Annotated in this window: 20 protein-coding genes; 10 read left to right on the top strand and 10 right to left on the bottom strand. The window is 64.3% G+C overall.

The window, feature by feature from the left end; genetic code table 11:
• Window positions 1-102: 102 nt before the first annotated feature.
• Complete coding sequence (locus A3AI_RS0136300) at window positions 103-345, bottom strand: FliM/FliN family flagellar motor switch protein (RefSeq protein ID WP_024520218.1); 243 nt, start codon at window positions 343-345, stop codon at window positions 103-105.
• 68 nt (window positions 346-413) lie between these two features.
• On the opposite strand from A3AI_RS0136300, the gene lipB reads away from it, so the two are divergent.
• Entirely contained in the window at window positions 414-1,139 is a 726-nt protein-coding gene (gene lipB / locus A3AI_RS0136305; RefSeq protein WP_024520219.1) for a lipoyl(octanoyl) transferase LipB, read from the top strand.
• Window positions 1,140-1,142: 3 nt separating this feature from the next.
• On the opposite strand, the gene A3AI_RS0136310 is transcribed toward lipB, so the two are convergent.
• Window positions 1,143-1,568 (bottom strand): tautomerase family protein, encoded by a 426-nt coding sequence (locus A3AI_RS0136310; RefSeq protein WP_024520220.1) that lies wholly within the window; start codon window positions 1,566-1,568, stop codon window positions 1,143-1,145.
• A 215-nt stretch (window positions 1,569-1,783) separates the two neighbouring features.
• On the opposite strand from A3AI_RS0136310, the gene A3AI_RS0136315 reads away from it, so the two are divergent.
• The 3 genes from A3AI_RS0136315 (at window position 1,784) to A3AI_RS0136325 (ending at window position 4,487) form a co-directional block, all read left to right on the top strand.
• A complete protein-coding gene (locus tag A3AI_RS0136315) occupies window positions 1,784-2,641 on the top strand; it encodes a LysR family transcriptional regulator (protein WP_024520221.1) in 858 nt (285 codons plus the stop codon).
• Window positions 2,642-2,663: 22 nt separating this feature from the next.
• Window positions 2,664-2,882, top strand: a complete 219-nt coding sequence (locus A3AI_RS0136320; protein ID WP_024520222.1) for a hypothetical protein — start codon at window positions 2,664-2,666, stop codon at window positions 2,880-2,882.
• A gap of 84 nt (window positions 2,883-2,966) precedes the next feature.
• Window positions 2,967-4,487, top strand: coding sequence for a PAS domain-containing hybrid sensor histidine kinase/response regulator family protein (locus tag A3AI_RS0136325; protein WP_024520223.1), 1,521 nt, complete (start codon window positions 2,967-2,969; stop codon window positions 4,485-4,487).
• Between the two features lies 1 nt (window position 4,488).
• Here the strand turns inward: A3AI_RS0136325 and A3AI_RS0136330 are convergent, their stop codons facing one another.
• The 6 genes from A3AI_RS0136330 to A3AI_RS0136355 form a co-directional block, all read right to left on the bottom strand.
• Complete coding sequence (locus A3AI_RS0136330; protein WP_024520224.1) at window positions 4,489-4,788, bottom strand: acylphosphatase; 300 nt, start codon at window positions 4,786-4,788, stop codon at window positions 4,489-4,491.
• Window positions 4,785-5,651: an isocitrate lyase/PEP mutase family protein gene (locus A3AI_RS0136335; protein WP_024520225.1), complete on the bottom strand. Its 867-nt coding sequence runs from the start codon at window positions 5,649-5,651 to the stop codon at window positions 4,785-4,787. Before A3AI_RS0136335 ends, A3AI_RS0136330 begins: the two co-directional genes overlap by 4 nt.
• A gap of 218 nt (window positions 5,652-5,869) precedes the next feature.
• Window positions 5,870-7,885, bottom strand: coding sequence for an acetyl-CoA carboxylase biotin carboxylase subunit (locus tag A3AI_RS0136340; RefSeq protein WP_024520226.1), 2,016 nt, complete (start codon window positions 7,883-7,885; stop codon window positions 5,870-5,872).
• A gap of 290 nt (window positions 7,886-8,175) precedes the next feature.
• Window positions 8,176-9,696: an aspartate ammonia-lyase gene (locus A3AI_RS0136345; protein ID WP_245287029.1), complete on the bottom strand. Its 1,521-nt coding sequence runs from the start codon at window positions 9,694-9,696 to the stop codon at window positions 8,176-8,178.
• Window positions 9,697-9,830: 134 nt separating this feature from the next.
• Window positions 9,831-10,040 (bottom strand): hypothetical protein, encoded by a 210-nt coding sequence (locus A3AI_RS0136350; protein ID WP_024520228.1) that lies wholly within the window; start codon window positions 10,038-10,040, stop codon window positions 9,831-9,833.
• Between the two features lie 86 nt (window positions 10,041-10,126).
• Complete coding sequence (locus tag A3AI_RS0136355) at window positions 10,127-11,215, bottom strand: zinc-binding metallopeptidase family protein (RefSeq protein ID WP_024520229.1); 1,089 nt, start codon at window positions 11,213-11,215, stop codon at window positions 10,127-10,129.
• Window positions 11,216-11,529: 314 nt separating this feature from the next.
• Between A3AI_RS0136355 and A3AI_RS0136360 the strand changes: the two genes are divergently transcribed.
• The 5 genes from A3AI_RS0136360 to A3AI_RS0136385 all read left to right on the top strand — a co-directional run bounded on the left by A3AI_RS0136360 (window position 11,530) and on the right by A3AI_RS0136385 (window position 18,619).
• A complete protein-coding gene (locus A3AI_RS0136360; protein ID WP_024520230.1) occupies window positions 11,530-13,992 on the top strand; it encodes a PAS domain-containing hybrid sensor histidine kinase/response regulator in 2,463 nt (820 codons plus the stop codon).
• A 74-nt stretch (window positions 13,993-14,066) separates the two neighbouring features.
• Window positions 14,067-15,383 (top strand): MFS transporter, encoded by a 1,317-nt coding sequence (locus A3AI_RS0136365; RefSeq protein ID WP_024520231.1) that lies wholly within the window; start codon window positions 14,067-14,069, stop codon window positions 15,381-15,383.
• 3 nt (window positions 15,384-15,386) lie between these two features.
• On the top strand, window positions 15,387-16,640 hold the full coding sequence (locus tag A3AI_RS0136370) for an arsenic transporter (protein WP_024520232.1): 1,254 nt from the start codon (window positions 15,387-15,389) through the stop codon (window positions 16,638-16,640).
• Between the two features lie 435 nt (window positions 16,641-17,075).
• Window positions 17,076-18,278: a molybdopterin-dependent oxidoreductase gene (locus tag A3AI_RS0136380; protein ID WP_245287030.1), complete on the top strand. Its 1,203-nt coding sequence runs from the start codon at window positions 17,076-17,078 to the stop codon at window positions 18,276-18,278.
• Window positions 18,279-18,289: 11 nt separating this feature from the next.
• Window positions 18,290-18,619, top strand: a complete 330-nt coding sequence (locus tag A3AI_RS0136385) for a c-type cytochrome (protein WP_024520234.1) — start codon at window positions 18,290-18,292, stop codon at window positions 18,617-18,619.
• Window positions 18,620-18,669: 50 nt separating this feature from the next.
• On the opposite strand, the gene A3AI_RS0136390 is transcribed toward A3AI_RS0136385, so the two are convergent.
• On the bottom strand, window positions 18,670-19,452 hold the full coding sequence (locus tag A3AI_RS0136390; protein ID WP_024520235.1) for an enoyl-CoA hydratase/isomerase family protein: 783 nt from the start codon (window positions 19,450-19,452) through the stop codon (window positions 18,670-18,672).
• Window positions 19,453-19,717: 265 nt separating this feature from the next.
• On the opposite strand from A3AI_RS0136390, the gene A3AI_RS0136395 reads away from it, so the two are divergent.
• On the top strand, window positions 19,718-21,544 hold the full coding sequence (locus tag A3AI_RS0136395; RefSeq protein WP_024520236.1) for a tetratricopeptide repeat protein: 1,827 nt from the start codon (window positions 19,718-19,720) through the stop codon (window positions 21,542-21,544).
• 224 nt (window positions 21,545-21,768) lie between these two features.
• On the opposite strand, the gene A3AI_RS0136400 is transcribed toward A3AI_RS0136395, so the two are convergent.
• Complete coding sequence (locus tag A3AI_RS0136400) at window positions 21,769-25,155, bottom strand: adenylate/guanylate cyclase domain-containing protein (RefSeq protein WP_024520237.1); 3,387 nt, start codon at window positions 25,153-25,155, stop codon at window positions 21,769-21,771.
• Between the last annotated feature and the right edge of the window lie 492 nt (window positions 25,156-25,647).

Below are 25,647 nucleotides of genomic sequence, written 5' to 3' on the forward strand. Positions count from 1 at the left end.
AGGATCAGAGGGGGACAAGGCCTGACACACGCCTAAGCCCAAGGTTTTCCGCCGGCTTTTGCCGCCTTGAGCCGGCGCTTTCGGGGTCTCCGGCCTGATTCTCTACCTGGTTCCGGGCGATTTCGGCAGCATCTGCTTGACCTCGACCGCGATGCGGTTGCGGTCGACCAGCACGACACCGGAGGCGACAGGCAGGTTATTGGCGAGGACCTTGACCTCATCGGCCTCGGTAGCGTCCAACTCGATGATGGCGCCGCGGGAGAGCCGCAAGACCTGGTGGATGGGCATCGTCGAGGTGCCGAGAACCACCATCAGATCGACGGTAACTTTATCGAGTGTTGTCACTTTTTGAGCCGCCGAACCGCAACTAGATGACTGAACTGCCGGGAACTTCACCACGTTATGGTTATTCAATGGTTAATGGCCGCGAAAACCTTGATCTGACGCCCTTTGCGGGGCCTGCGGACAACGCGGTCGAGTGGTTGATCTCCGACTCGCTCGTCCCCTATCCGGACGCGGTCGAAGCCATGGAGGCCCGCGCTGCCGCGATTGCCGCGGGCGACGCCCCGGAGCTGGTCTGGCTGCTGGAGCACCCCCCGCTCTACACCTCGGGCACCTCCGGCAAGACGGCCGACCTGCTGGAAGCCCGCTTTCCCCTGTTTGCCACCGGGCGCGGCGGCCAGATCACCTATCACGGACCCGGTCAGCGGGTGGCCTATGTGATGCTGGATCTGAAGCGGCGGCGGCCGGATGTCCGCGCCTATGTCGCAAGCCTCGAGGAATGGATCATCCGCACCTTGGCCGCTTTCAACGTCCGCGGCGAGCGGCGCGAGGATCGCGTCGGCGTCTGGGTTAGGCGGCCGGACAAGGGGCAAGGCTTCGAGGACAAGATCGCGGCCATAGGCGTGCGGCTGAAGCGCTGGGTGTCCTTCCACGGCATCGCGCTCAATGTCGAGCCGGAGCTGTCGCATTTCTCCGCCATCGTGCCCTGCGGCGTGGTCGATCCGCGCTACGGCGTCACCTCGCTGGTCGACCTTGGCCATCCCGTGACCATGATCGACGTCGACATCGCGCTCCGGCAGGCGTTCGAAGAGATCTTCGGGCCGACGCGGGCCCGCCTGCCGGAGGCAACGGTCTAGACCTTAAGCCGCCTTCTCCGGCGCGACCTCGAGCTTGCCCTTGATGTAACGGCGCTCCTGGGTCAGGCCGCCGAAGCCATAGGCATCGCCCCTGACCTCATCGACATGAGCATAGCTCTCATGGTGCAGCGGCCCGAGCAGCTCGCTCATGCGCTTGAATAGCGCCGCGAGATAGGCCGCCTTCTCATCCTTGGTGTTGGTGCCTTCGGTGACGTGAACATCGAGCCAGTAGCTGGCAAGCTTCTGCTCGGCGAGCGACCTGCCGCCGGCGAACCAGTCTGCCGCGTCGGCGGACTTGACGATGATGGCCGTGACCTTCGGATCCTTACCCAGGATTTTTGCGGTCAGCTCGCTCACGGCCGACGCGATCTCGGACTTCAGCGACGGCCGCTCGCGGGAGGTGGCGTAGGTGACGGTGATGAGGGGCATGGTGGTTTTCCTTCTGTGCTCGCGCGGCGATCCCGCGCTTCGCAAGGAAAACTAGGCCCAACCCCTTCATTTCGCCATCTTATCTCCATTGATATCAATGATAATGATATATTATGACGCGGCGTCGCAATGATGGGCGATCGGGCGAATGAGGTCGTCGCAATCGTATCATTTTGATATTTTATTGAGGTGAAAATTTGCGATAAGAACCTGAAATGACCGCAACTCTCGACATCGCAACCGTCCAGGCCTTCCTGATCGTCGCCGAGCTCAAGGGCTTCACCCGTGCCGCCGAAGCGCTGGGGACGACGCAGGCCGCGGTCAGCCTGAAGCTGCAACGCCTGGAAGCGCTGCTCGGCAAGCGCCTGGTCGAGCGCTCGCCGCGCGCGGTGCGGTTGACCGCGGACGGTACGGCGTTTCTTGTCCATGCACGGGCACTGATGGAGGCGCATAACCGCGCCCTCTCCGCGCCCGATGCGCCGCGCGCGCGACTGACGCTCGGCATCAGCGATCATGCCGCCGGTCCCGAACTGGTGCCGCTGTTGGAAAGGCTGCACGCGGTGTCCTCACAACTTGCGCTGTCGGTCACGATCGGCTTCTCCCGTACGCTGCTCGATGCCTATGACCACGGCGCACTGGATGCGGTGGTGGTGCGCCAGGAAGGCAGCCGGCGCGGCGGCGAGAAGCTCGCGGAAGACGAGTTCGGCTGGTTCGCCTCGCCACGCTTCACATTCAATCGCGGCGAGCCGCTGCGGCTTGCGATGCTTGCCTCGCCCTGCGGCGTGCGCGCGATTGCGCTCCGCGCGCTCGACAAGGCAGGCCTTCCCTGGACTGAGGGTTTTGTCGGCGGCGGCGTCACGGCGGTGGTCGCGGCAGCGCTGGCCGGCCTCGCCGTGGCGCCACTGGCCCGGCGTATCGCGCCCGGCGGCCTGCGCGACATCGGGCCTGCGAACGGCCTGCCACGGCTCGGCATCTCCAAGGTGATGCTCTATTCGAAAGTGGCAGAGCCGATGAAACTGGCGGCGCTCCGCACCCTGGCCGCCACCTTCCGCAGCGTGGCCAAGGCAGCCTGAACATAACACCCGCGAGAAAACCATGGATGCCCTAACCTTGTTCGGCCTGTTCGCCGTCACCCTGATGCTCGTCACCTACGCCCTGGAAGCCAGCAGCCACTGGTATGTCCTTGGCTTCGCCGGTGCCTGCGCGCTCGGCTCGGCCTATGGTTTCCTGCAGGGAGCGTGGCCGTTCGGCCTGGTGGAGGCGGTCTGGGCCCTGGTTGCGCTACGGCGCTGGCTGCAGGCCAAAGCCGCCTGAAATCCACCGCGCGGGAAAAGTGCAGACACCCTGGAACCAAATCCGGGGTCGCGCGTTTGCCACGGTTAAGGCGGCGGGGTCCCGATGGTCCAAAACGTAAAGCAGCAGAGGGACTTGTTCGACAGCGAACGCAATTTCCGCCTATTGGTCGAGGGCGTCGCGGATTACGCGCTGTACATGCTCGACCCAACCGGAATCATCACCAGCTGGAACATCGGCGGCGAGCGCATCAAGGGCTATGCGCCACATGAGATCGTCGGTCAGCATTTCTCCCGCTTCTATACCGAGACCGATCGCGCCAACGGCAGGCCGTCCCGCGCGCTGCGCATCGCGCGTGAACAGGGGCGATATGAAGAGGAAGGCTGGCGCGTCCGCAAGGACGGCACCTTCTTCTGGGCAAGCGTCGTCATCGACCCGATCTACGAGGACGGCCATCTCATCGGCTTTGCCAAGATCACCCGCGACATCTCCGAACGGCGCGAGGCTGAGCTCAAACTCGAGCAGGTGCAGAAGCAGCTCGCGGAAGCGCAGAAGCTCGACGCGCTCGGACAATTGACCGGCGGCGTCGCGCACGATTTCAACAATCTGCTGATGATCATCAGCGGCAGCCTGCACAGCATCAAGCGCAACGCGGGAGACGATCCGAAGCTGCAGCGCGCGATCGCCGCGATCGAGAACGCCACCAGGCGCGGTGCGGCTTTGACATCCCAGCTCCTGAGCTTCGCGCGCCGGCAAAGCGTCAACCCTGAAGCGATCGACGTCGGTGAGCGGATCGAGGCGATCCGCCAGGTGCTCGACACCGGTGTCGGCAGCGCCGTACGGCTCGCCTTCGATGTGGCGCGCGACTGCTGGCCTGTGATCATCGACCTCGGTGAGTTCGAGACGGCGCTGGTCAATCTCGTGATCAACGCGCGCGATGCGATGCCGAACGGCGGCACGGTCACCATCGCGGCGCAAAACCGGACGCTCCACGAGGGGTCAAATCCCGGCGATTTCGTTGCCATCAGCGTCAGCGACACCGGTCTCGGCATCGCGCCCGACATCCTCAGCAAGATCTTCGATCCGTTCTTCACGACCAAGCCCGTCGGCAAGGGCACCGGGCTCGGACTCTCGCAGGTGCACGGCTTCGCTCATCAGGCGGGCGGCACCATCCTGGTCGACAGCGAGCTCGGCAAGGGCACCAGAGTGACAATTCTGTTGCCACGCCAGCAGGCCGGCCTTCCGGTGAAAAACGAGGAGACATTGGACCTCGGTGGCAGCGGCACGGTGCTCCTGGTCGAGGACAATCCCGATGTCGCCTCCGTCAGTCGCAACCTGCTCGAGCAGCTCGGCTTCAGCGTTCGCCGCGTGGCGGACGCGGATGCCGCGCTCCGCGAGATCGAGCGCAACCAAATCGATCTGGTGTTCTCGGATATCGTGATGCCCGGCAGACTCGACGGCCTCGGCCTCGCGCGCCGCCTGCGCGAAATCCGCCCCGACCTGCCTGTGCTGCTCGTGACCGGCTATAGCGACGCCGCCGCCGACGTGCGCGGCGATTTTCCCATCCTGCGCAAGCCATACGAAATCCACCAGCTGAGCAAGGCAATCGCGACGCTGCGGCGGTGATTCACACCGTCGGCAGCACCGAGAAGCGCTCGCCCGGATGGCGCAGGTCGAGCTGATCGGCAACCGCCGGCTCGGTGAGAACCTCGGTGACGCGCGCCGCCGGCGGGCCGTGGCGGCACAGCGCGACGAGGTCGGCGACGGCACGCGCAGGGCCTGCGAACAAGGCCTCGACGCTGCCGTCGCGCCGGTTGCGCACCCAGCCCTCAAGTCGCGCCGAAGTCGCCTGATGCTCGATCCAGGCGCGGTAGCCGACGCCCTGCACGCGGCCGCGGATCGTGACCAGCAGCATGGCGGGGGTCATCGCTTCAAGCCCAGAAAGTCGGCGCTGCGCGCCTTCATCTCCGCCTCGCGCGTGACGCGGCCGGTCAGCTCGGATGATGCGAGGCCCTGCAATTGCTTTGGCGCGGTGCCATCGCGCAGGGCCTTCAGGGTCGCATGGACGGCCTGCGTCGCGGCTGCGATCGGCGCGTGGCCCTGCAGCGCGATGCGGACGCGCAACTGCGCGAGAAGCCCAGGATCGCTCAATTCCTCCGGCGCGCCGCCGAGCACGATCGGCAAGCGCGTGGTGGCCGAGATAGCCTCGAGTTCGGCGCGGCTCTTGATGCCCGTGAAGAACAGCGCATCGACGCCCGTGGCCTCATAGGCCCGTGCGCGTTCAATGGCATCGCCAAGCGAGCTGACCGAGGCGGCGCCGGTGCGGCCCATGATGACCAGCGAGGGATCACCGCGCCCGTCGAGCGCGGCCTTCATCTTGCCGACGCCCTCTGCAAGCGGGATCAGCTGCGTCTTGGCTTCGCCAAAGGCCTGCGGCAGCAGCGTGTCCTCGATGGTGAGGCCGGCGGCGCCGGCGACTTCGAGCTCGGCCACCGTGCGGCGGACGTTGAGCGCATTGCCATAGCCATGGTCGGCATCGACCAGCACGGGCAGCGCGGCCGCACGCGACATGCGCCGCATCTGCTCGGCGAGCTCGGTGAGTGTGATCAGTGTGATGTCGGGATCGCCGAGCACGGCAAGCGAGGCAACCGAGCCGCCAAACATGCCGATTTCGAAGCCGAGATCCTGCGCTATGCGGATCGAGATCGCGTCATAGACCGAGCCCGGCCGGATGCAGGACGAGCCAGCGAGGATCGACCGCAGTTTGTCTCGGCGCTGACGGAAGGTCATGATTGCTTCTCTCCCTGACACCGTCATTCCGGGGGCGATGCAATAGCATCGAACCCGGAATCTCGAGATTCTCAGGTGCGCAATTGCGCACCGTAGTTCTCGCTTCGCGAGCCCCGGAATGACGGAGTAACTTTATGGCCGTCGTGACGAGCTGAGCGAAGCAGGGTCGAGAAACGCTGAAATGTTTCGTCGCCCACGCTCCTCACAACGACGGTGCGTTACGCAAACTCTAAAATCAACGCGTCCACCGCCAGTGTCGCGCCCGGCGACGCATAGATCTTCTTCACCGTGCCGTCCTGCTCGGCGCGCAGCACGTTCTGCATCTTCATGGCTTCGATCACCGCCAGCGTCTCGCCGGCCTTGACCTCCTGCCCCTCGCTGACCGCAATCGAGACCACAAGACCCGGCATCGGACAGAGCAGCTTCTTGCCGGTATCGGTTGCGGTGACGACCGGCATCAGGCGGGCCGAGGCCGCTTCCGCCTCGGTGAAGACGTAGACGGGAACCTCGACGCCCTGATGCGCGAGTCGGACGCCATTGGGAATCGGACGCACCTGCACCGCGGCCGGGACGCCGTCGACGGTTCCCTCCCAGACGGGCTCGCCGGGCTTCCAGGACGAGACCAGATGACGCGCATTGCCCACCGCGCCATCGGCCCCGACGAAACGCACGGTGATCGCACGGTCTTCGCGGGCGATGTCGAGGATGATCTCCTCGCGGTCGAGCCACACCGCGCGGCGCCCCTGCCGGTGCACCGGACGGCCGATCATCTGGCCGGAAATCTGCCGCTTGCGCTCGCCCAGCACATGGTCGATCGCAGCGCCAACCGCTGCCAGCCGGCGCGCAATTTCACCGGCCGGCTGAACCGCCGAGAAGCCGCGCGGAAATTCTTCCGCGATGAAGCCGGTGGAAAGCCTTCCTTCCCGCCAGCGTGGATGGTTCATCAGCGCCGAGAGAAAGGGAATGTTGTGGCGGATGCCGTCGACATAGAAGGCATCGAGCGCCGTCGACTGCGCTTCGATCGCCGCGACACGCGACGGGCCATGGGTGACGAGCTTGGCGATCATCGGATCGTAGTAGATCGAAATCTCGCCGCCCTCCTGCACGCCGGTGTCGTTGCGCACGGTGATGCCGCCCGACTTGCTCTCGGCCGGCGGCCGGTATTTCACCAGCCGTCCGATCGAAGGCAGGAAATTGCGGAAGGGATCCTCGGCATAGACGCGCGATTCCACCGCCCAGCCCGTGAGCGCGACGTCCTTCTGCGCAAGTTTCAGCTCTTCGCCCGCGGCGACCCGGATCATCTGTTCGACCAGGTCGATGCCGGTGACCAGCTCGGTCACGGGATGCTCGACCTGCAGGCGGGTGTTCATTTCCAGGAAGTAGAAGCTCTTGTCCTGGCCTGCGACGAACTCGACGGTGCCGGCCGAATCATATTTTACGGCTTTCGCAAGCGCGACCGCCTGCTCGCCCATCTTGCGCCGCGTGGTCTCGTCGAGCAGCGGCGACGGCGCCTCCTCGATCACCTTCTGATTGCGGCGCTGGATCGAGCATTCGCGCTCGCCGAGATAGATGACGTTGCCGTGCTTGTCGCCCAGCACCTGGATTTCGACATGGCGCGGATCGACGATGAATTTTTCAACAAAGACGCGGTCGTCGCCGAACGAGGCCTTGGCCTCGGCCTTCGCCAGATTGAAGCCTTCGGAGACCTCTCCTCTCGAATGCGCGATGCGCATGCCCTTGCCGCCGCCGCCGGCGGAGGCCTTGATCATCACGGGATAGCCGATCTCGTCGGCGATGCGCACCGCGTGCTTGTCGTCCTCGATGACGCCGAGATAGCCCGGCACGGTCGAGACTTTTGCCTTCGCGGCCGCCTTCTTGGATTCGATCTTGTCGCCCATGGCGGCGATCGCATCCGGGTTGGGCCCGATGAAGACGACGCCGGCCCGCTTCAGAGCCCGTGGAAAAGCCTCGCGCTCGGACAGGAATCCATAGCCGGGATGCACGGCCTCTGCGCCGGTCTTGCGGCAGGCCTCGACGATCTTGTCGATGAGCAGGTAGCTCTCGGCAGCCTGGGGCGGGCCGATCAGCACCGCATCGTCGGCCATCTCGACATGCAGCGCGTCACGATCGGCCTCGGAATAGACGGCGACCGTCTCGATGCCCATGCGGCGAGCGGTCTTGATGACCCGGCAGGCGATCTCGCCGCGATTTGCGATCAGGATTCTCTTGAACATGTTTGCGTTTTAAAGACCTTAGGCGGGTTCCTCCCCGCCACCTTCGCATGCGGGGCGGACGTCACAGTTCCGTCTACAGCAAAACCGGACGGAGGCAACGGCTGATATGCCGCAAATCGCCACTTCTGTGGGAGATTTGGCGTCCCTTTGGGTGCATAAGCCGCATGCGCTGGCCGCGCGCCCGCGCAAGTCCCGCCGGATCGGTACGATCATCTCAGCTTGCTCGACCGGCCGTAGACCGAGTTTCCGGCTTGCGGAGATCCAGCCTACGGACCACCGCCCACTCACATCTATGACCCCACCCGCCCCGGCCGTGCACGTGACGGCGCGGTCATGGCTTCCAGCTTCAGGAGTTCGTCGAGCCGCTCGCGGGTCAGGAGCCCCTCCTCCAGCACAATATCGGCCACCCTTCGCTTTTCATTCAACGCGCGCTTGGCAACGCGCGAGGATGTTTCGTAGCCGAGCGTCGGCCCGAGCGCGGTGACCAATCCGATGGAATCCTCGACCAGCGCGCGGCAGCGCTCGCGGTCGGCCTCGATGCCGTTGACGCAGCGTGTCGTCAGCGTGGTGATGGCCGCGGTGAGCTGGCGCAGCGAGGCCAAGAGGCAATAGCCGATGGTTGGCTCGAAGGCGTTGAGCTGCAGCTGACCACCTTCGGCGCACATGGTCACCGTCAGATCGTGCCCGATCACGATGAAGGCGACCTGGTTGACGACCTCGGGGATGACAGGATTGACCTTGCCCGGCATGATCGAAGAGCCCGCCTGCACCGCCGGCAGCCTGATCTCGGCCAGCCCCGCGCGCGGACCGCTGGAGAGCAGCCGCAGGTCGTTGCAGATCTTGGACAGCTTCACCGCGACGCGCTTGAGCACGCCGGAGAACAGCACAAACGCGCCCATGTCCGAGGTCGCCTCGATCAGGTTCGAGGCCGGCACCAAAGGCTGCTTGGCCAGCCGCGCCAATTCCTCGATCGCGAGCGCCGCATAGCGCGGATCGGCATTGATGCCGGTGCCGATCGCCGTCGCGCCGAGATTGACCTCGCGGAACAGCGCCGCCGCCTCGCGGATCCGCGACACGTCCTCCTTGATGGTGATGAAGAAGGCGTCGAACTCCTGCCCCAGCGTCATCGGCACCGCGTCCTGCAACTGCGTGCGGCCGATCTTCAGCACGTCGCTGAACTCGACCGCCTTGGCCTTGAAAGCGTAGGCGAGTTCGTCAAGCGCCTCGATCAGGGGCTCCGCGGCAAAGATCATCGAAAGGCGCAGCGCTGTCGGATAGGAGTCGTTGGTCGACTGCGACATGTTGACGTCGTCATTGGGATGCAGCGCAGCGTAATCCCCCCTCGGCCGGCCCATGACTTCCAACGCCACATTGGCGACGACCTCATTGGTGTTCATGTTGGTCGAAGTGCCGGCGCCGCCCTGCACCGCATCAACCACGAACTGGTCGTGATATCGGCCTTCATTGCCGATGATGTGGCAGGCCTTCTCGATCGCGTCGGCCTTCTCGGGAGCGAGATAGCCGAGCCGTCGGTTGGCGCGCGCAGCCGCCTGCTTCACATAGACCAGCGCGCGCACGAAATTCGGGAAATGCCCGACTGGTACGCCGGTAATGGGGAAATTCTCCACCGCGCGCATGGTGTGGACGCCCCAATAGGCTTCGGAGGGAATGTCGCGCTCGCCAAGCAGATCGTGCTCGCGCCGCGTCTTGACCTGCGTGAGCTCGATCGTCTGCGTGGTCGCGACCTGGACGCTCGCTAGCGGCGTCGCATCGCTGACAGCGGTCTCGGCTGAAGAATCGGTGGCGGCCACGGGATCCCTCGCTTGTTCGACAAGAAAGAAGCGCGGCAATGATGAACCGCCATGACGGCGCATTCAAGCGCGGCGTCGTGGCATTACGCCGACCACGAACTTCCGTGAACTCGCAAGCGAACCGATACGTATACTCAACCTGAATAGGTGTTGAAGCGCCCACGCACATAGGCATGCGACACCGCCTTCATCAGCTCTGCGATTTCGCATTCGAGATATTTATTGGCGACGATAAGCGCGCGAATGGTCGCACGCAGATCGCCGTCGCAGGTCGCAATCGCCTCGTCGACCTCGGCTTCGAGCTCGCCGTCATCGGGCAGGTCTGGCTTCGGACTGGACGACATTGACGGGTCTTTCGGTCGATCGTGGCGACGGATATGTTCTATTTTTGTTCTCGTCTGTCAACATGGAACAAAGCCGTAGGACGCCCCTATCCCCGCCTCGCCTTCGCCTGCTCTTGCACCTGCTGGTGCGCCTGCTCCTGCACCAGTTGATGGATGAAGCGCAGCTTCTCGATCACCGCGGGTGAGAGCACGAAGGGGTAGAGATCGCGCATGCCCATGGCGCGGTTTATGCTGTTCATGGCGAAGGTGAAGGGCAGCCAGGCGTTGACGATGGCGTCGAAATCTTCCGTCTCATAGGGATCGAAGGCGATGTGCGCCGACAGCCCTCCCGAGCGATCCGCCGCGGGGCGCACCTCGATGCCGAAGGCGGAAGCCATCTCCAGCGTATCGATGATATGCAGGTAATGCGCCCAGGTCTCGGCAAAATCCTCCCACGGGTGCGTGGCGGCATAGGCCGAGACGAAATGCGCCCGCCAGTCCGGCGGCGGTCCGGCGGCATAGTGGCGCTGCAGTGCCTCGCCGTAATCGATGGTATCGTCGCCGAACGCCGCGCGGCAGGCGTCGAGCTTGCCGCGGTCGCGCACCAGCACATCCCAGAAATAATGTCCGACCTCGTGGCGGAAATGGCCGAGCAGCGTGCGATAGGCTTCGCGCATCTCGAGCCTTCGCTTCTCGCGCTCGATGTCATCGGCCTCAGTGAGTGCGATTGTGATCAGCCCGTTGTCATGGCCGGTCATGACGCGCTGGCTGGGATCGTCGGCCAGGAAATTGAAGATCAGCCCATGGGCCGGATCCTCCGCGCGCGTCTTCACCGGGAGCTTCCAGCGGATCAACGAATAGAAAAGCCGGTGCTTGGCGATCTCGAGGTCGCGCCAGCGCCCGAGATAGTCAGGGTTCGACAAGTCGGGCACGATGCCGTTGTGCCGGCAGGCGCAGCAATAGGACGCGCCGCTTTCGGGCTCGACCAGCCAGTTGCAGGCATCGTGGGAAGCGTTGGCGCAGAACAGGCGCGCCCGCTTCCGGTCGGCCAAGGTCGCAAACCGCTCGCCATCGGGCTCGACGGCCGACAGCTTGACCTGCTCCGGCATGAAGCCCAGCCGATGCCCGCACTGGGCGCAGCTTCGGTTTTCGAAATAGAGGACGTTGCCGCAGGCCTGGCACGTGAATAGCTTCAAGAAGATACCCCGCAATTCGAAGGAGCGCGTGACGCACCTCGCCATGACTCCCGATCGGCCGCCATGGTTCCTCGCGCGCCAGGAACATTTTGGCCGATCTCGCGTTTGGTTCAGCGCGTTTCCCCGACGCCCTGTCGAGCCCCCGCAAGCACGCTGCTCCCTCTGGAAGCGGTAGCGGGGGTTCTCTTTGTCTGCAGGCGGGTCGTCTGCTCATTTGAGCGCAGCATGGCGCTTTACCGGGTCACGCCAAGCGAGGATGCTAGCCATCTCGCTTCGTCTGTGTGACGATCGCTTGGGGGAATGCCGGGCAAGAGATGAGCAACGGAAACGGCCTGCACGATACGTCACCGGAAGCCGCTGCCGCCGCCAAGTTGCGGCAGCATCTTCAGGAGCTTGCGCGTGAGCGCGACAAGGCCCACCGCGCGCTGGAGGAGCGCGAGGCCGAGCTTGCGCGGATCCAGCGCATCGGCCGGGTCGGTGGCGTCGAGGTCGATCTGCGCGAGGGCATTCGGAACCGCCGCTCGCCGGAATATCGCCTGATCCACGGCCTGCCGCCGGAGGCGGTCAACGAGACCCATCAGGATTGGGTCGACCGCATTCATCCCGATGATCGCAGGGCGACCGAGCAACATTTTCACGATGCCATCGCAGGCACGGCCGAAGACTACACTGCCGAATACCGCATCGTGCGGCCGAATGACCGCGAGACCAGGTGGATCCGCGTGGTCGCCAAGATCGATCGCGACGAGAACGGGCGGGCCCTTCGCCTGGTTGGCGCGCATATCGACATCACCGACCGCATGCTGGCGCAGGAGACCTTGCGCGAAAGCGAGGAGCGCTTCCGCCTGATCGCCAACAGCGCGCCGGTGCCGATCTGGGTGACCAAGCTCGACCGCACCCGCTCCTTCGCCAACCAGGCCTATGTCGACTTCGTCGGCCTGCCCTATGAGCAAGCCATCAACTACGACTGGCGCAAGGCCCTGCATGCCGACGACCTGCCGCGCATTCTTCAAGAACAGATCGCCGGGGAATCCTCGCTGAAGCCCTTCGTACTGGAGGCGCGCTATCGCAATGCCCACGGCGAATGGCGCTGGCTGCGCTCGGAATCGCAGCCGCGCTGGGACCCGATCGGCAACCATATCGGCTTCATCGGTGTCGCCCACGACATCACCGCCGCGAAGCAGGCCGAGATCGAGCTGCGCCGGCTGAACGAGACGCTGGAGAGCCGCATCCGGGAGCGCACCGCGCAGCTTCAGGCCAATGAAGCCAAGATGAGCGCCATCCTCGAGAGCAGCCATCTCTACCAGGGCCTGCTCAGCACAGAAGGCGACGTCGTCTACGCCAACCGCACCGCTCTGGCGGGCATTCGCGCCAGGGCATCCGACGTGATCGGCAGGCCGATCTGGGAAACGCCGTGGTTTTCCGGAACCGAAGGCGCGTCCGATGCCGTCCGCGCGATCTTCGCCAGGGTCATGCGGGGCGAGGATGTGCGCAGCGAACTCGTGCTGCGACTTCCGATCGGCGAGCGCATCTTCGAATTCGCGATGCGGCCGCTGTTCGACCAGCATGGCACGATCGCCGGCGCGGTGCCGGAAGCGGTCGACGTCACCGAGCGCCGCCAGGGCGAAGAGGCACTGCGCCAGTCGCAGAAGATGGAGGCGATCGGCCAATTGACCGGCGGCGTAGCGCACGACTTCAACAATCTCCTGACCATCGTCCGCTCGGCGACCGACTTCCTGCGCCGGCGCGACCTGCCGGAGGATCGGCGCCGGCGTTATGTCGATGCGATTTCAGAAACGGTGGAGCGCGCCTCGAAGCTGACGACGCAATTGCTGGCTTTCGCCCGCCGCCAGCCGCTCAAACCCCAGCTGTTCGATGTCGGTAGCCAGGTCGAAAACATTGCGCAGCTGATCCGCCCTTTGGTCGGCAGCCGCATCCAGATTGCCACCGATGTCGAACATCAGGGATGCTTTGCCGTCGCCGACATCGCGCAGTTCGAGACCGCGCTGATCAATCTCGCCATCAACGCTCGCGATGCCATGGACAGCGAAGGCCGCCTGGACGTGGCCGTCAGGAAAGTCGAGAGCGTTCCCGCTTCACGCACCCAGGCGGCACGCGCCGGTCAATTCATCGCGGTGTCGGTCAACGATACCGGCACCGGCATCGCGCCGGAACATCTGGCCGCGATCTTCGAGCCGTTCTTCACCACCAAGGAGGTCGGCAAGGGCACCGGCCTTGGTCTCAGCCAGGCGTTCGGCTTTGCCAAGCAGTCCGGCGGCGACATCACGGTCGAAAGCACGCTCGGCAAGGGCGCGACCTTCACGATCTACCTTCCACTCGCGGACGCTCCGCCCGACACAGGGGCGGCCCACAGGACCAGCAGCGAGCCCGCCACCAGCGGGCGCGGCTATCGCGTCCTGGTGGTGGAGGACAATGACGATGTCGGACGCTTCTCCACCGAACTGCTGGAGGATCTCGGCTACACCGTCCGCCGCGTCGCCAATGCCAATGCAGCGCTTGACGTGCTTGCGCAGGATGAGCTGGCCGTTGATCTCGTTTTCTCCGATGTGATCATGCCCGGGATGAACGGTGTCGAGCTGGCCGGTCTTATCCGCGAGCGCTATCCCGGCCTGCCGGTGGTCCTCACCAGCGGATATAGCAACGTGCTCGCCGAGAACACCCATTGCGGTTTCGAACTGATCCAGAAACCCTATTCCGTGGAGGCGCTATCGCGCATCCTGCGCAAGGCGATGGCGGCGAAGGCCGCGGTCGACTGACGGCTCAAGCCGTCGGAACGCTTCCCGCACGAAATCGTTCTTGACGAGGTCAGGCCCCTCGACGAGGCGAACGGATGCCGCCCGGCAGCGATGTCCGGAACTTGCAGCAAGCGCGGCGCGCTCTCGACGCAGCCAATTTCTTTCTCGCCGACATCCGCCAGGGGCTCGGCCCCTATCTTGCGGTCTATCTCCTCACCGAGCAGCAATGGGACGAAGCGCGCATCGGCGTCGTGATGTCGATTGCGACCATCGCCGGCATCGCCGCGCAGACACCGGCTGGCGCGCTGGTCGACGCGACAAAGCGAAAGCGTCTGGTCATGATCGCGGCCGCCGGGATCGTCACCCTCGCCTCGCTGGTGCTTCCGCTTGTCCCGCGGTTCTGGCCGGTCGCGATCTCGCAAGGCATCGCCAATGTGGCGGAGGTGGTGTTTGCGCCGACGATTGCCGCCATATCGCTCGGGATCGTCGGACACAAGGCATTCACTGCGCGGATCGGGCGCAACGAGAGCTTCAATCACGCCGGCAATGCCGTCGCCGCGGCGACCGCCGGCATCGCCGCCTACTGGCTCGGCCCACAGGTCGTATTCTATCTGCTCGCCTTCATGGCGCTCGCAAGCCTCGTCAGCGTCGCCGCCATTCCAGAGGCTGCGATCGACCACGATCTTGCCCGCGGGCTGCATGAGCCCGAATGCGGCGCGAGCAGCGCAAGAGAGCAAGGCGACGATCAACCGTCGGGCCTGAGCATTCTCCTCACCTGCCGGCCGTTGCTGATCTTCGCGCTTTGCGTGGCGCTGTTTCATCTCTCCAATGCCGCCATGCTGCCACTGGTCGGGCAGAAGCTCGCATTGCAGGACAAGAATCTCGGCACCAGCCTGATGTCGGCCTGCATCATCGCGGCCCAGACCGTGATGGTTCCGATGGCGATGCTGGTGGGTGCCCGCGCCGACCGCTGGCGCCATAAACGTTTCTTCCTCGCCTGCCTGTTGATCCTGCCCATCCGCGGCGCGCTCTACACGTTTTCCGACAACACGGCGTGGCTTGTCGGCGTGCAGCTACTCGACGGCATCGGCGCTGGAATCTTTGGCGCGATCTTCCCGGTCATCACGGCAGACCTTATGCGCAACACCGGCCGCTTCAACGTCGCTCAAGGAGCGATCATCACTGCCCAGGGCATCGGCGCTGCGCTGTCCACAACCCTTGCGGGCGGCGTCGTGGTCGAGGCCGGCTACAGCGCGGCGTTCCTGACGCTCGGCGCCGTCGCAGTCATCGGGTTCGCGATCTGCTGGGCGTTCCTGCCCGAAACGGGCGGTGCCGGCCAGGACCGATTGCGCAAGGGCGCGCGGGCCGCTATCGCTGCCGAACAGGATTCTTTCGATACTGGAGACGAGTGACGGATGACGGCGCACGAAACTTTGCTGGCCTGGGCGATTATCGTCCCGGCGACCGCGGGCGTCATTATCCGGCCCTTTCACCTGCCGGAAGCGGTGTGGGCGCTCGCGGGTGCGATTGCGCTGGTGCTGTCGGGGCTGTTGTCGCCAGTTGACGCACTCGCCGGCGCGCACAAGGGCCTCGACGTCTACCTGTTCCTGATCGGCATGATGCTGACCGCCGAGCTTGCGCGGTCCGAGGGCCTGTTCGACTATCTCGCGGCCTTTGCGGTTGAGCACGCGCGGGGCTCGCCGCAGCGGCTGTTCCTCCTCGTCTATGCGGTTGGCATCCTCGTCACCGTGCTTTTATCCAACGACGCAACCGCAATCGTGCTCACGCCCGCCGTCTATGCCGCGACGCGTGCGGCCGGCGCGGCCCCCCTGCCTTACCTTCTGATCTGCGCCTTCATTGCGAACGCTGCGAGCTTCGTGCTGCCGATCTCCAATCCGGCCAATCTCGTTGTGTTCGGCGCGCGCATGCCGCATCTTGCCGAATGGCTGCGCCTGTTCGCCCTGCCCTCGGTCGCCTCGATCGTCGTCACCTACATCGTGCTGCGCCTCACGCAGGCCCGTGCGCTGAGGGACGAGACGATTGAAACGCGGGTGCCGAAGCCGAAGCTCAGCCATGGCGGCAAGCTCACCGCGCTCGGCATTGCCGCAATCGGCGTCGTGCTGGTCACCGCTTCCGCGCTCGACGTGCAACTCGGCTTGCCGACCTTTGTTTGCGGGCTGGTGACCGCAGCCGCAGTGCTCGCGCTCAGCCGCCAGTCACCCTGGCCCGTCATCAAGGGCATTTCCTGGAGCGTGTTGCCGCTGGTTGCCGGCCTGTTCGTGATGGTGGAGGCGCTGGTGAAAATCGGCGCGATCGGCCAGCTCAGCGCCGTCCTGCATGAGGCGGTCGCGCACTCCCCGCGCGGGGCTGCCTGGGGGGCCGGCCTCGTTACCGCCATCGCCGACAACATCGCAAACAACCTGCCCGTCGGCCTCGTCGCCGGCTCCGTCGCAGCCAGCGATCACCTGCCGCCGCCGGTCGTGTCGGCCATGCTGATCGGCGTCGATCTCGGGCCCAATCTCTCGGTGACGGGATCGCTTGCGACCATCCTCTGGCTGGTGGCGCTGCGGCGGGAAGAGATTAAGGTCACCGCCTGGCGCTTCCTCACCATCGGCGCGCTGGTTATGCCCCCCGCGCTGATCGCGGCCCTGGCGGCCGCGATCAGATAATATCTCATCGATATAATCGATTATATCGACATAAACGATCGAGCTCGCCTCCAACGAGGCGATCCGGACCGCGGTCGAATCGGGCCCTTGCGCCACCGCGATTTCCGATCTCGTCATGGACAAATCGATCGCTGCGAAAACCTCGTGAGGATCGAAGGCGAGATGGCCAAGCGCGCCTTCTACATCCCGCGTTACAAGGAGCGGCATGTCAGCAAGGCGGAAGCGGCGCTGCTGGCGAGTATCGCGGCCGCGAAATGAACCGATTCCAGGAGCTACAAATGAGATCGATGAAAGCATCCCGAACTACTGATTAGACCGCCGGCTGGGAGCGGCCTAGACTTCAAACGCAATCATCCGCAGGAGAGCGCGATGGCGCACATGGTAAGTAAAAGGCCGAGCAATTCCATTATGGGAAACTCGGCACTGGCGGCCGCCATGTCACGGCGTACCGCCCTCTGGCAGCTCGGGCTCGCCGGTCTGTCCCTGGCGGCGGCGCCGGCTTTTGCCGAGGATATGATCAAGCTGCCGCTGCCGAGCGACCCGCGCGAGCGGCCGCTGACCCATGACTTCCCGCAAAAGGGCACGATGATCTTGCAGCGCACAAGACCGCCGCTGCTCGAAACGCCGTTTGACGTGTTCGATCGCGGCGTCTTCACCCCGAACGACCAGTTCTTTGTGCGCTGGCATTGGGCCGTGATCCCGACGTCGGTCGAGATCAACACCTTCAAGCTGACCGTGCGCGGCCATGTCAATCAGGCGCTATCGCTGTCGATCGACGATCTCCTCAAGCTGCCGCAGGTCGAGCTTGCCGCGGTCAATCAGTGCTCCGGAAATTCCCGCGGCTTCTATGAGCCGCGGGTCCCGGGCGCGCAATGGGCCAACGGCGCGATGGGTAACGCCCTCTGGACCGGTGTTCGCCTGAAGGACGTGCTGGACCGCGCTGGGGTCAAAGCGGGCGCCGTGCAGGTACGTCTCAACGGGCTCGACGACCCGGTTGTGCCCGATGGGCCCGATTTCAAGAAGTCGCTCGACATCGAGCACGCGCGCGACGGCGAGGTCATGATCGCCTACGCCATGAACAGAGAGCAGTTGCCGCTGCTCAACGGCTTTCCGCTGCGGCTGATCGTGCCCGGATGGTACTCCACCTACTGGGTCAAGATGCTCAGCGACATCGAGGTGCTCGACAAGGCTGACGACAATTTCTGGATGGCGGTCGCCTACACCATTCCCGACACGCCACATGCCAGCGTTACTCCAGGCCAGACCGGCGTGAAGCTCGTGCCGATCAACAAGATGGTGCCACGCTCGTTCTTCACCAATGTCGCGGACGGCACGACATTGCCGGTAGGCAGCGCGCCCCTGCGCGGCATCGCCTTCGGCGGCGACTCCGGCGTCGCCAAGGTCGAGTTGTCGATCGATAGTGGCAAGTCCTGGCAGGCGACCGCGCTCGGCAAGGATCACGGCAAATACAGCTTCCGCCAGTGGCAGGCGAATGTCTTGCTCGGCGCCAAGGGTAGCCACAGCTTCATGGTCCGCTGCACCAATCAGGCCGGCGATGTCCAGCCCGGCACCCCGAACTGGAACGGCAGCGGCTTCATGCGCAATGTCATCGAGACCGTTCAGGTCACGGCGAGCTGAGGGAGCGGTCCATGCACAGGAGCATCATTGCCTTCACTTGCCTCGCGGCCGCGCTGCTGTTCGCCACGCCCGGCTGGGTGCAGGAGAAGATCACGCTCAAATCGACGTCGGTGGATCTTCCCGACCCGGGCGCCCTGTTTCCGGGGCCGGGCGCGGACGCCGTCAACAGCAATTGCCTCGCCTGCCATTCCACCGAGATGGTGCTGACTCAGCCAGCCTTCCCCAAGGCGACCTGGGAGGCCGAGGTGCAAAAGATGATCAAGGTCTACAAGGCGCCGGTCGATGAGAAGGATGTCGGCGCGATCGTCGACTATCTCGTGCGGACGAAGGGGAAAAGCTAGCGACGACCCCGGCCGCGCGGTAGACGACACGTCCGACAAAGACAGCACGCTCAGTGCCAATGCGGCTTGCGCTTTTCGGTGAACGCCCGCAGGCCCTCCTGCGCGTCGTCGGTCACCGCGACCGCGCAGAAATCCTCCACCGCATTGGCGATGCTGCGCCGGTAATCCAGATCGATCTGCCGCATGAAGGCAGCGCGTCCGAGACGCATCACGGTTGCGGATTTCGCTGCGAATGTTGCCGCGAGCTCGTTGGCCGCATCCGCAAGTTCCGCATCCGGCACGACGCGGCTGACAATGCCGATGTCGGCCGCCTCGCGCGCGGCAAAACTGCGGCCGCTGAACAGCAGCTCGAAGGCGCGGTGCCGTCCGATCAGTCGCGGCAGATGGGCGAAATGAATCGCGGGCAGAACCCCGACATCGATTTCCGGGTAGCCGAAGCTCGCATTTTCGGCGGCGAGGATGACGTCGCAGGACACCGCCATGGTCATGCCACCGCCTCGTGCCGCGCCCCCCACGACCGCGATCGACGGCTTGCCGAGCTGATATTGCGCCTCGAACAGCTCGACATAGAGCTCATGCACGAACGAGCGAATGCTCGGGCCGTCCTTGCCGACCAGGAGATCCAGATCGAGCCCAGCCGAGAAGCGTTTTGCGAGCGCACTTTCCAGGATCACCACCCGCGCGGCCTCGTCGCGCGCTGCCCGCCGGAACGCCGCGACCACGCCACGGATCATGGGCAGGCTCAGCGCATTGACCGGCGGACGAACGAGCGCGATGCGGGCGACGCGGTCGGTCACCGCATAGCGGACGATCTCTTCGGCTTGATCGGCCATATCTATCCCGCGCTTGTTTGGGAGACGTCGTTCCAGGCAGCGAACTCATAACCGCGCCGGGCAGACGGGTTGCCACAGTCCGCCTTGGCCCAGCAGCCGACATATTGTTGCATAGCAGCGAAACAACGCAATGGCCAATAAGCGACATCGCGCCACATCGCGGGTGGCGACCTGCGAGGAGTAACGTCCGTACCTGCCCAGGCGGTCGCGCACCGCTCACGGCGCCGCGCTCCGCCTGAGCCCAGTCATCAGATTGGAGGGCACCATGCGGGCGATTTTTACCTTGCCACCGCTTCTCGTCGCAGGCGCGGCGCTGGGCGGCTCCTTTGCACCGTTCGCCGTTGGCAACGGCCCGACCAACAGCATAGGCATTGCCGCTGCCACCGAGCGACAGCTCGGCGCTGACGTTGCCGTCTGTCATGGGTCGGCGTCGGCCGACGTAACCCGCGTCATGCTGCGCTTGGCCCAGACACGCACGGAGGTGCCGCAAGCGGAAATGCAGGCCGCCTCGCCAGCGGCTGCTTTCGCCGACACAGATCCGCCGCTGTGGGAGGGGCTCGGCGGGGTGACGTACAGGATCACGACCGCGAACGAGCTGGCGCAGTCCTATTTCAATCAAGGGCTCCGGCTCACCTACGCGTTCAATCACAGCGAGGCGCAGCGCGCCTTCCGCAAGGCGCAGAAGCTCGATCCTGACTGCGCCATGTGCTTCTGGGGCGAAGCGCTGGTGCTCGGCCCCAACATCAATCTGCCGATGCAGGAAGATGCGGTGGCTCCGGCCTTCGCGGCGGCCGAGAAGGCGCTCATGCTCGCTCCCAAGGCGACCCCGCGCGAGCAGGCGCTGATTGCGGCGATCTCGACCCGCTACGCGAAGGACTCAAAGGCGGACCGGGTGCCGCTCGATGCCGCTTATGCGCTAGCCATGGAGAAGGTCGCGGCGCAGTTCCCGGACGACAACGAGATCGCGGTGCTCTACGCCGAAGCTGTGATGGACCTCAGTCCGTGGAATTACTGGCAGCCTGGCGGCCACGCGCCAAATCCGCAAAGCGGCCCCATCGTGCCGACGCTCGAACGCGTGCTGGCGCACGACCCGAACCATCCGGGCGCCATGCACTATTACATCCACGCGGTGGAGGCGTCGGACCGGCCAGAGCGCGCCGAGCCCTATGCGGACCGGCTGCGGGGGCTCATTCCCAGCGCCGGCCACCTCGTGCACATGCCGAGCCACATCTACTACCGGGTCGGGCGCTATCTTGACGCGCTGGCCGACAACAAGACGGCGATCGGGGTGGACGAAAAATATCTGGCGGCGACCAATGCGCCCATGGGCGTGTATCGCCTCGGGTACTACCCACACAACGTCCATTTCGTGATGGCGTCCGCCCAAATGGCGGGCGACGGACCCACCGTCATCGCGGCGGCCGAGAAGCTGCGCGGCCTCATCCCCGACGAGGTCGCGCGCAGCATCGCGCTGGTCCAGCCGGTCAAGGCGGCACCTTACTTCGCTCATGCGCTGTTCAGCCCTCCCGCCACCGTGCTCGCGCTCCCCGACCCCGGCGACGCCATTCCATACGTCAAGGCCATGTGGCATTACGCGCGCGGCGTTGCCTACGCGGCGCAGGGCGATTTTACCGCCGCCCAGGCGGAAGCGAGTGCGATCGCGGCCCTCGAGGGCGGCGATTTCACGTTGCTCAAATCCTCGAACGTTCCGGCACAGGACGTGCTGGCGCTGGCGCGCACTGTCATCGAAGCCCGCGTCGCGCAGCGTCAGGGCGACAAAGCTGCAGCCATCGAGCGGTTCGAGCGGGCGGCTGAGCTGCAGGACGGGCTGCCCTACATGGAGCCGCCCTACTGGTATTACCCGGTGCGGCAGTCGCTCGCAGTCGCGCTGATGCAGGCGGGCCGACTCGACGAAGCGGAGGAGCAGTTCCAGCGTGCGCTCAAGCGCGCCCCCGGCAACGGCTGGTCATGGTACGGGCTTGCCGAACTCTATAAGGCGCGCGGCAAGACCGACCAGGCGAGCAAGCTGCAAGCGGATCTTACCAAGACGTGGATCGGCGACCGACAGCAGCTGGAGCTGTCGAAGTTGTGATCCGCGACGCGTAGTGCTGCCAGGCCGAGGGAAATTGACTGCCGCGGACCTCACTGGCCGCGGCAGTGCGCGCCGTGGGAGACACGATGTCTCAAATGGTTCAGACTCGGAAGTAGCGGCTTGTTTAAGCTAGATCCGCTTTATCCCCGACGGCCGACATGTAGACGAACGCTGGATTTCGTCGTTATGGACCCAAAAGCCGACCTCTGCTTGCTCCTTTGCCGCTACAGGTACTTTCGTTGCCCGAGCTCCCCCAACAAGGCCTTCGCCTCCTTCAAGTCGCGGGTGTCGAAACCCTCGGTGAACCAACCATAGACCGGGGCGAGAAGATCGTGGGCCTGCTGTCGTTTGCCCTGTTCGTACCACAGCCGCGCCATGCTCACGGCCGCACGCAGTTCCCAGGACTTTGCCTGCTGCTGACGAGCGACCGCCAGCGCATGTTCGAAATATTCTTCCGCTTTCGTTGCGTCTGGGTCGGGCAACGATAGCGCGATTTCGCCTGCCGTGCGCTTGATCTCGGCCTCAAACCAACTTTCCTTGGTTGTTTCTACCTTGCTCATCGCTTCGCGAATGCAGGACAGTGCATCATCGAAGTTGCCGAGTTCAGCATGAGCGCCCGCCAGGTACGATAAGCAGAATGGCTCTAGCGCTGTTGCCGCCGTTGACCGACGTGCGATGATACCCGAGGTGATCACAGGGACGGCGTCTGAGACCTTCCCAGTGAGGGCCAAGACGTAACCTTGGGCCAGCATTCCGAGCGACCCCCAAAACAAGGAACCTCTTTCGTCTGCCAGGGGGACAAGTTCATTAGCTTCGGCGCTTGCTGCCGCATAGTTTCCGCAGCAGATATGGGTAAAGGATGTATGGAACAGGGCATACATCAACGTGGCCGCTTGGCTGATCTCGCGTGCTTCCTTGAGCGCCTGTTCAGCGTCTCGGCCTGCAGCCTCGGGGAAGCCAAGAAGCCACAGAGCCCAGGACCGATAGGATAGGGCTGCGACCCTCATGTCCTGGCCAAATCGAGTCGCCAGCGCACGATGCTCGGCGGGTTCGTAGATCGCGATCGCCTGATCGTAATGTGCCCGACTTTCCGCAAGGGCCCCCGTACACATCAGAGACGTAGCCATAAGACGATGCCCAAGCATGAGTGGAACCATTGTTCCCCGCTTCTCGGCAAGCGCCAAGCACTCTGTCGCAAGATCGAGGAGAGCGTCGCTGTTAAACCCTATATAGTTCGCGACCCAGAACCCATAGAGGACTGAAAACAGGAGCAACGGGTCTTCAGGGGACTCTCCGAGTGACTCCGCTTGCTCGATGAAGGTGCGGGCTCGATCGAGAGATGCGATAGTCTCAGGGGCCGCGTGGCCCTTGGTGTGCATCAAAGCATTCACAAGCGCGACCTGCAGTTTGATCTGGTCGCCACGCAGCGCTGGTGTGCCCGGCAGCGTCGCAATCTGTGAAAGAGCGCGGATTAGCTGAACCGTCGCCTCTACTAACGCTGAACGCGCTAGCGACCGCTGTCCCGCCTTGCCCCATAAGGCCGCCGCCTTCGCGATCAGCCCGGCCTCAGTGCAGTGATGTGCCAGCAACTCCGGCTGGCTCTCGGCTGTCTCGGCGAATTGGCTTTCAACTGCTTCGGCAATGCGTGCATGAAGCGCGCGGCGAGGTTCGCGCAGCAACGTGCCATAGGACGCGTCCCGCACCAAGGCATGCTTGAACAGGTAAGTCGCATTCGGCGGCAAGCCCAACCTGAAAAGCAAACCAGTCTGTATGAGACGGTCTAGCGCTGATCGCAGTTCCGCCTCTGGCATGCGCACCACCGCCGCCAGGAGAGCATGGGAAAACTCCCGGCCGATCGCCGCGCCAATCTGTGCCACTTCTTTGGCGGGGCCGAGCCGGTCGAGCCGCGCCATCAATGAGGCGTGCAAACTTGCGGGGACCGCCAAGGCCGGGGACGGAACGACGGCAATCGTGCGTTCGACCGCGCCCTGGCCCTCCGCCTCCAGCACTGCCTTCGTCATCTCCTCCACGAACAGGGGGATGCCATCGGTACGTTCGATGATGTCCTGCCTGATGCCCGCCGGCAGCAGGTTGCTGCCGACTACGCCGTCGATCATGGCGCCGACTTGGCGTTTCGTCAGCCGACTGATCGTCATGGCGGTCACGTGCGGCCGCCCGATCCAGGGCGCCTCGAACTCCAGCCGGAACGTCACGATCATGAGAACGGAAACCGTTGCGATCAGGTCTAGCGCGCGACCGAAGGCTTCCAGGCTCGTGGGATCGCCCCAGTGCCCATCCTCGACGATCAGTAGCACGGGGCTGGAGCGCGCCAGGGTTTCCAATTGAATGCCGAGTGCTTCCAGCATTTTCTGACGCCGCTGTCCGGGAGCAAGTTCCAGAGCGGGGTAGCGTCCGTCGTTGGGAAGTGACAGCATCTCGGCCAAAAGCGCCGCGTCTTGCGGGGACGTCCTGGTCTGTGCCAGCAGGGCACCGAGCTTTTCGAGCTTTGTTTGCGGTGTGTCCCCGACTGCAAACCCGGCGGCACGTTCAAACTGCCCAATGATTGGATAAAATGCGCTGTCCGTGTGCTGCGGCGAGCAGAAGTAACTTAACCGCGTGTGAGGTTCGGCTGCGATCCCCTCCATTAGCGCGGTTGAGAGCCTGGATTTACCTATCCCGGCCTCGCCGGATAGCAGCACCACCTGACCTTTGCCCCTTTTCGCTTGCGACCAGCGCCTCAACAGCAGTCCAAGTTCTTCTTCTCGTCCCACCAGTGTAGTCAGCCCGCCGGGGTGCATGGCCTCAAAGCGGCTCTCGATAGAGCTTGCCTGCAGCACGCCGAAAGCCCTCACTGGCCCGGTGAACCCCTTGAGCTCCCTTGGCCCCAGGTCCCGCAGTTCGAAGAGGTTGCCGAGGAGCCTTCGAGTGCCTTCGGCGATGACAACCGTGTTCGGCTCAGCGATCCCCTGCAGGCGAGCCGCCAGGTTCGGCGTCTCGCCCACGACCCCGCGTTCCTGGGCTTCGCCGGTACCAACGAGATCGCCGACCACGACCAAGCCCGTCGCGACCCCGATACGCACCCGGAGCGGCTCCCGGATACCCAGCTTGCCGATCGCCTCGATGATCGCCAGTCCCGCCCGGACGGCACGCTCGGCATCATCCTCATGGGCGTGGGGATAGCCGAAATAGATGAGCACCCCATCGCCCATGTACCTGGCCACGAAGCCGTCGAACCGGGCGACCGTCTCCGCGACGCACTTATGATAAGCGCCGATTACCGAACGCAGATCCTCTGGGTCGAGCTTGGTCGAGAGCGCGGTCGAGCCAACGAGATCGGTGAACATCACCGTCAGTTGGCGACGCTCGGCGTCGTCTCGCCGAGTTGGCCCGATATCCAAGAGTGCAGAAGGTGCCGTTACGGCAGCCGAGACGTTGCTGAGATCGCGGATCGCACGCCGCATTTTCAACCGGTGGCCGAGCGACACGCCAAGGTCTTCGAGATGTTGATCGGTCAAGTCGAGGAGAACGGCCATATCAATGTCATTCTCGGCAAACCTCTCCGCGTACTTGGCCATGCCGAGCTTCTCGAGCCAGTCAGCAATTTGCGGCATCGCGGCCCCCTTCGGACTTAACGCTGTCCATCCTCACCGACAGGACAAAAAGTCTACCACGCGCACCGACTTATTGTAGCGCCCAAAGGACGGTCGCATGTCCGGCCAGGGTCATTTGCGTCGCTGTCCCTCAAGCGCGCGCAACCGCCGACGTCTGCTTCACCCCGGAAGCGACTGAATTATTGCGTTGCCGCGAAATGGCGCGAAGGGCCATGTGTGGACGGCTCCCGGTTGGCAAGAAGAATCTTCACTTTGCAGCGTTGGTCGGAGCAGCCATGTGTTCGGCCTGTTAGCGCGGTACCCATGACCGCTGGCCATAATGCCCTCCGCGGATCAGGTCCCAGTCAACAACACGCATTCGATGATGCCGTGGCCCTAGTGGGTTGTCCTGATCGCCGGATCGACCGGCACTGCATTAAGTGCTGTTCGCCCTCCCAACCATTGCGTCACGCCGGGCTGTCCGGCGCGAGCTCGTTCACGCCGCGAGAGCGG

The organism is Bradyrhizobium sp. Tv2a-2, from assembly GCF_000472425.1.
Lineage (GTDB): Bacteria > Pseudomonadota > Alphaproteobacteria > Rhizobiales > Xanthobacteraceae > Bradyrhizobium.

Excerpts from the sequence above, each read along its gene's own strand:
- A3AI_RS0136325 (WP_024520223.1), top strand. The coding sequence starts at position 2,967 with ATGGTCCAAAACGTAAAGCAGCAGAGGGACTTGTTCGACAGCGAACGC.
- A3AI_RS0136400 (WP_024520237.1), bottom strand. The coding sequence starts at position 25,155 with ATGCCGCAAATTGCTGACTGGCTCGAGAAGCTCGGCATGGCCAAGTAC.
- A3AI_RS0136350 (WP_024520228.1), bottom strand. The coding sequence starts at position 10,040 with ATGTCGTCCAGTCCGAAGCCAGACCTGCCCGATGACGGCGAGCTCGAA.
- A3AI_RS0136340 (WP_024520226.1), bottom strand. The coding sequence starts at position 7,885 with ATGTTCAAGAGAATCCTGATCGCAAATCGCGGCGAGATCGCCTGCCGG.
- A3AI_RS0136385 (WP_024520234.1), top strand. The coding sequence starts at position 18,290 with ATGCACAGGAGCATCATTGCCTTCACTTGCCTCGCGGCCGCGCTGCTG.
- A3AI_RS0136310 (WP_024520220.1), bottom strand. The coding sequence starts at position 1,568 with ATGCCCCTCATCACCGTCACCTACGCCACCTCCCGCGAGCGGCCGTCG.
- A3AI_RS0136330 (WP_024520224.1), bottom strand. The coding sequence starts at position 4,788 with ATGACCCCCGCCATGCTGCTGGTCACGATCCGCGGCCGCGTGCAGGGC.
- A3AI_RS0136380 (WP_245287030.1), top strand. The coding sequence starts at position 17,076 with ATGTCACGGCGTACCGCCCTCTGGCAGCTCGGGCTCGCCGGTCTGTCC.
- A3AI_RS0136390 (WP_024520235.1), bottom strand. The coding sequence starts at position 19,452 with ATGGCCGATCAAGCCGAAGAGATCGTCCGCTATGCGGTGACCGACCGC.
- A3AI_RS0136395 (WP_024520236.1), top strand. The coding sequence starts at position 19,718 with ATGCGGGCGATTTTTACCTTGCCACCGCTTCTCGTCGCAGGCGCGGCG.
- A3AI_RS0136315 (WP_024520221.1), top strand. The coding sequence starts at position 1,784 with ATGACCGCAACTCTCGACATCGCAACCGTCCAGGCCTTCCTGATCGTC.
- A3AI_RS0136370 (WP_024520232.1), top strand. The coding sequence starts at position 15,387 with ATGACGGCGCACGAAACTTTGCTGGCCTGGGCGATTATCGTCCCGGCG.
- lipB (WP_024520219.1), top strand. The coding sequence starts at position 414 with ATGGTTAATGGCCGCGAAAACCTTGATCTGACGCCCTTTGCGGGGCCT.
- A3AI_RS0136335 (WP_024520225.1), bottom strand. The coding sequence starts at position 5,651 with ATGACCTTCCGTCAGCGCCGAGACAAACTGCGGTCGATCCTCGCTGGC.
- A3AI_RS0136360 (WP_024520230.1), top strand. The coding sequence starts at position 11,530 with ATGAGCAACGGAAACGGCCTGCACGATACGTCACCGGAAGCCGCTGCC.
- A3AI_RS0136365 (WP_024520231.1), top strand. The coding sequence starts at position 14,067 with ATGCCGCCCGGCAGCGATGTCCGGAACTTGCAGCAAGCGCGGCGCGCT.
- A3AI_RS0136320 (WP_024520222.1), top strand. The coding sequence starts at position 2,664 with ATGGATGCCCTAACCTTGTTCGGCCTGTTCGCCGTCACCCTGATGCTC.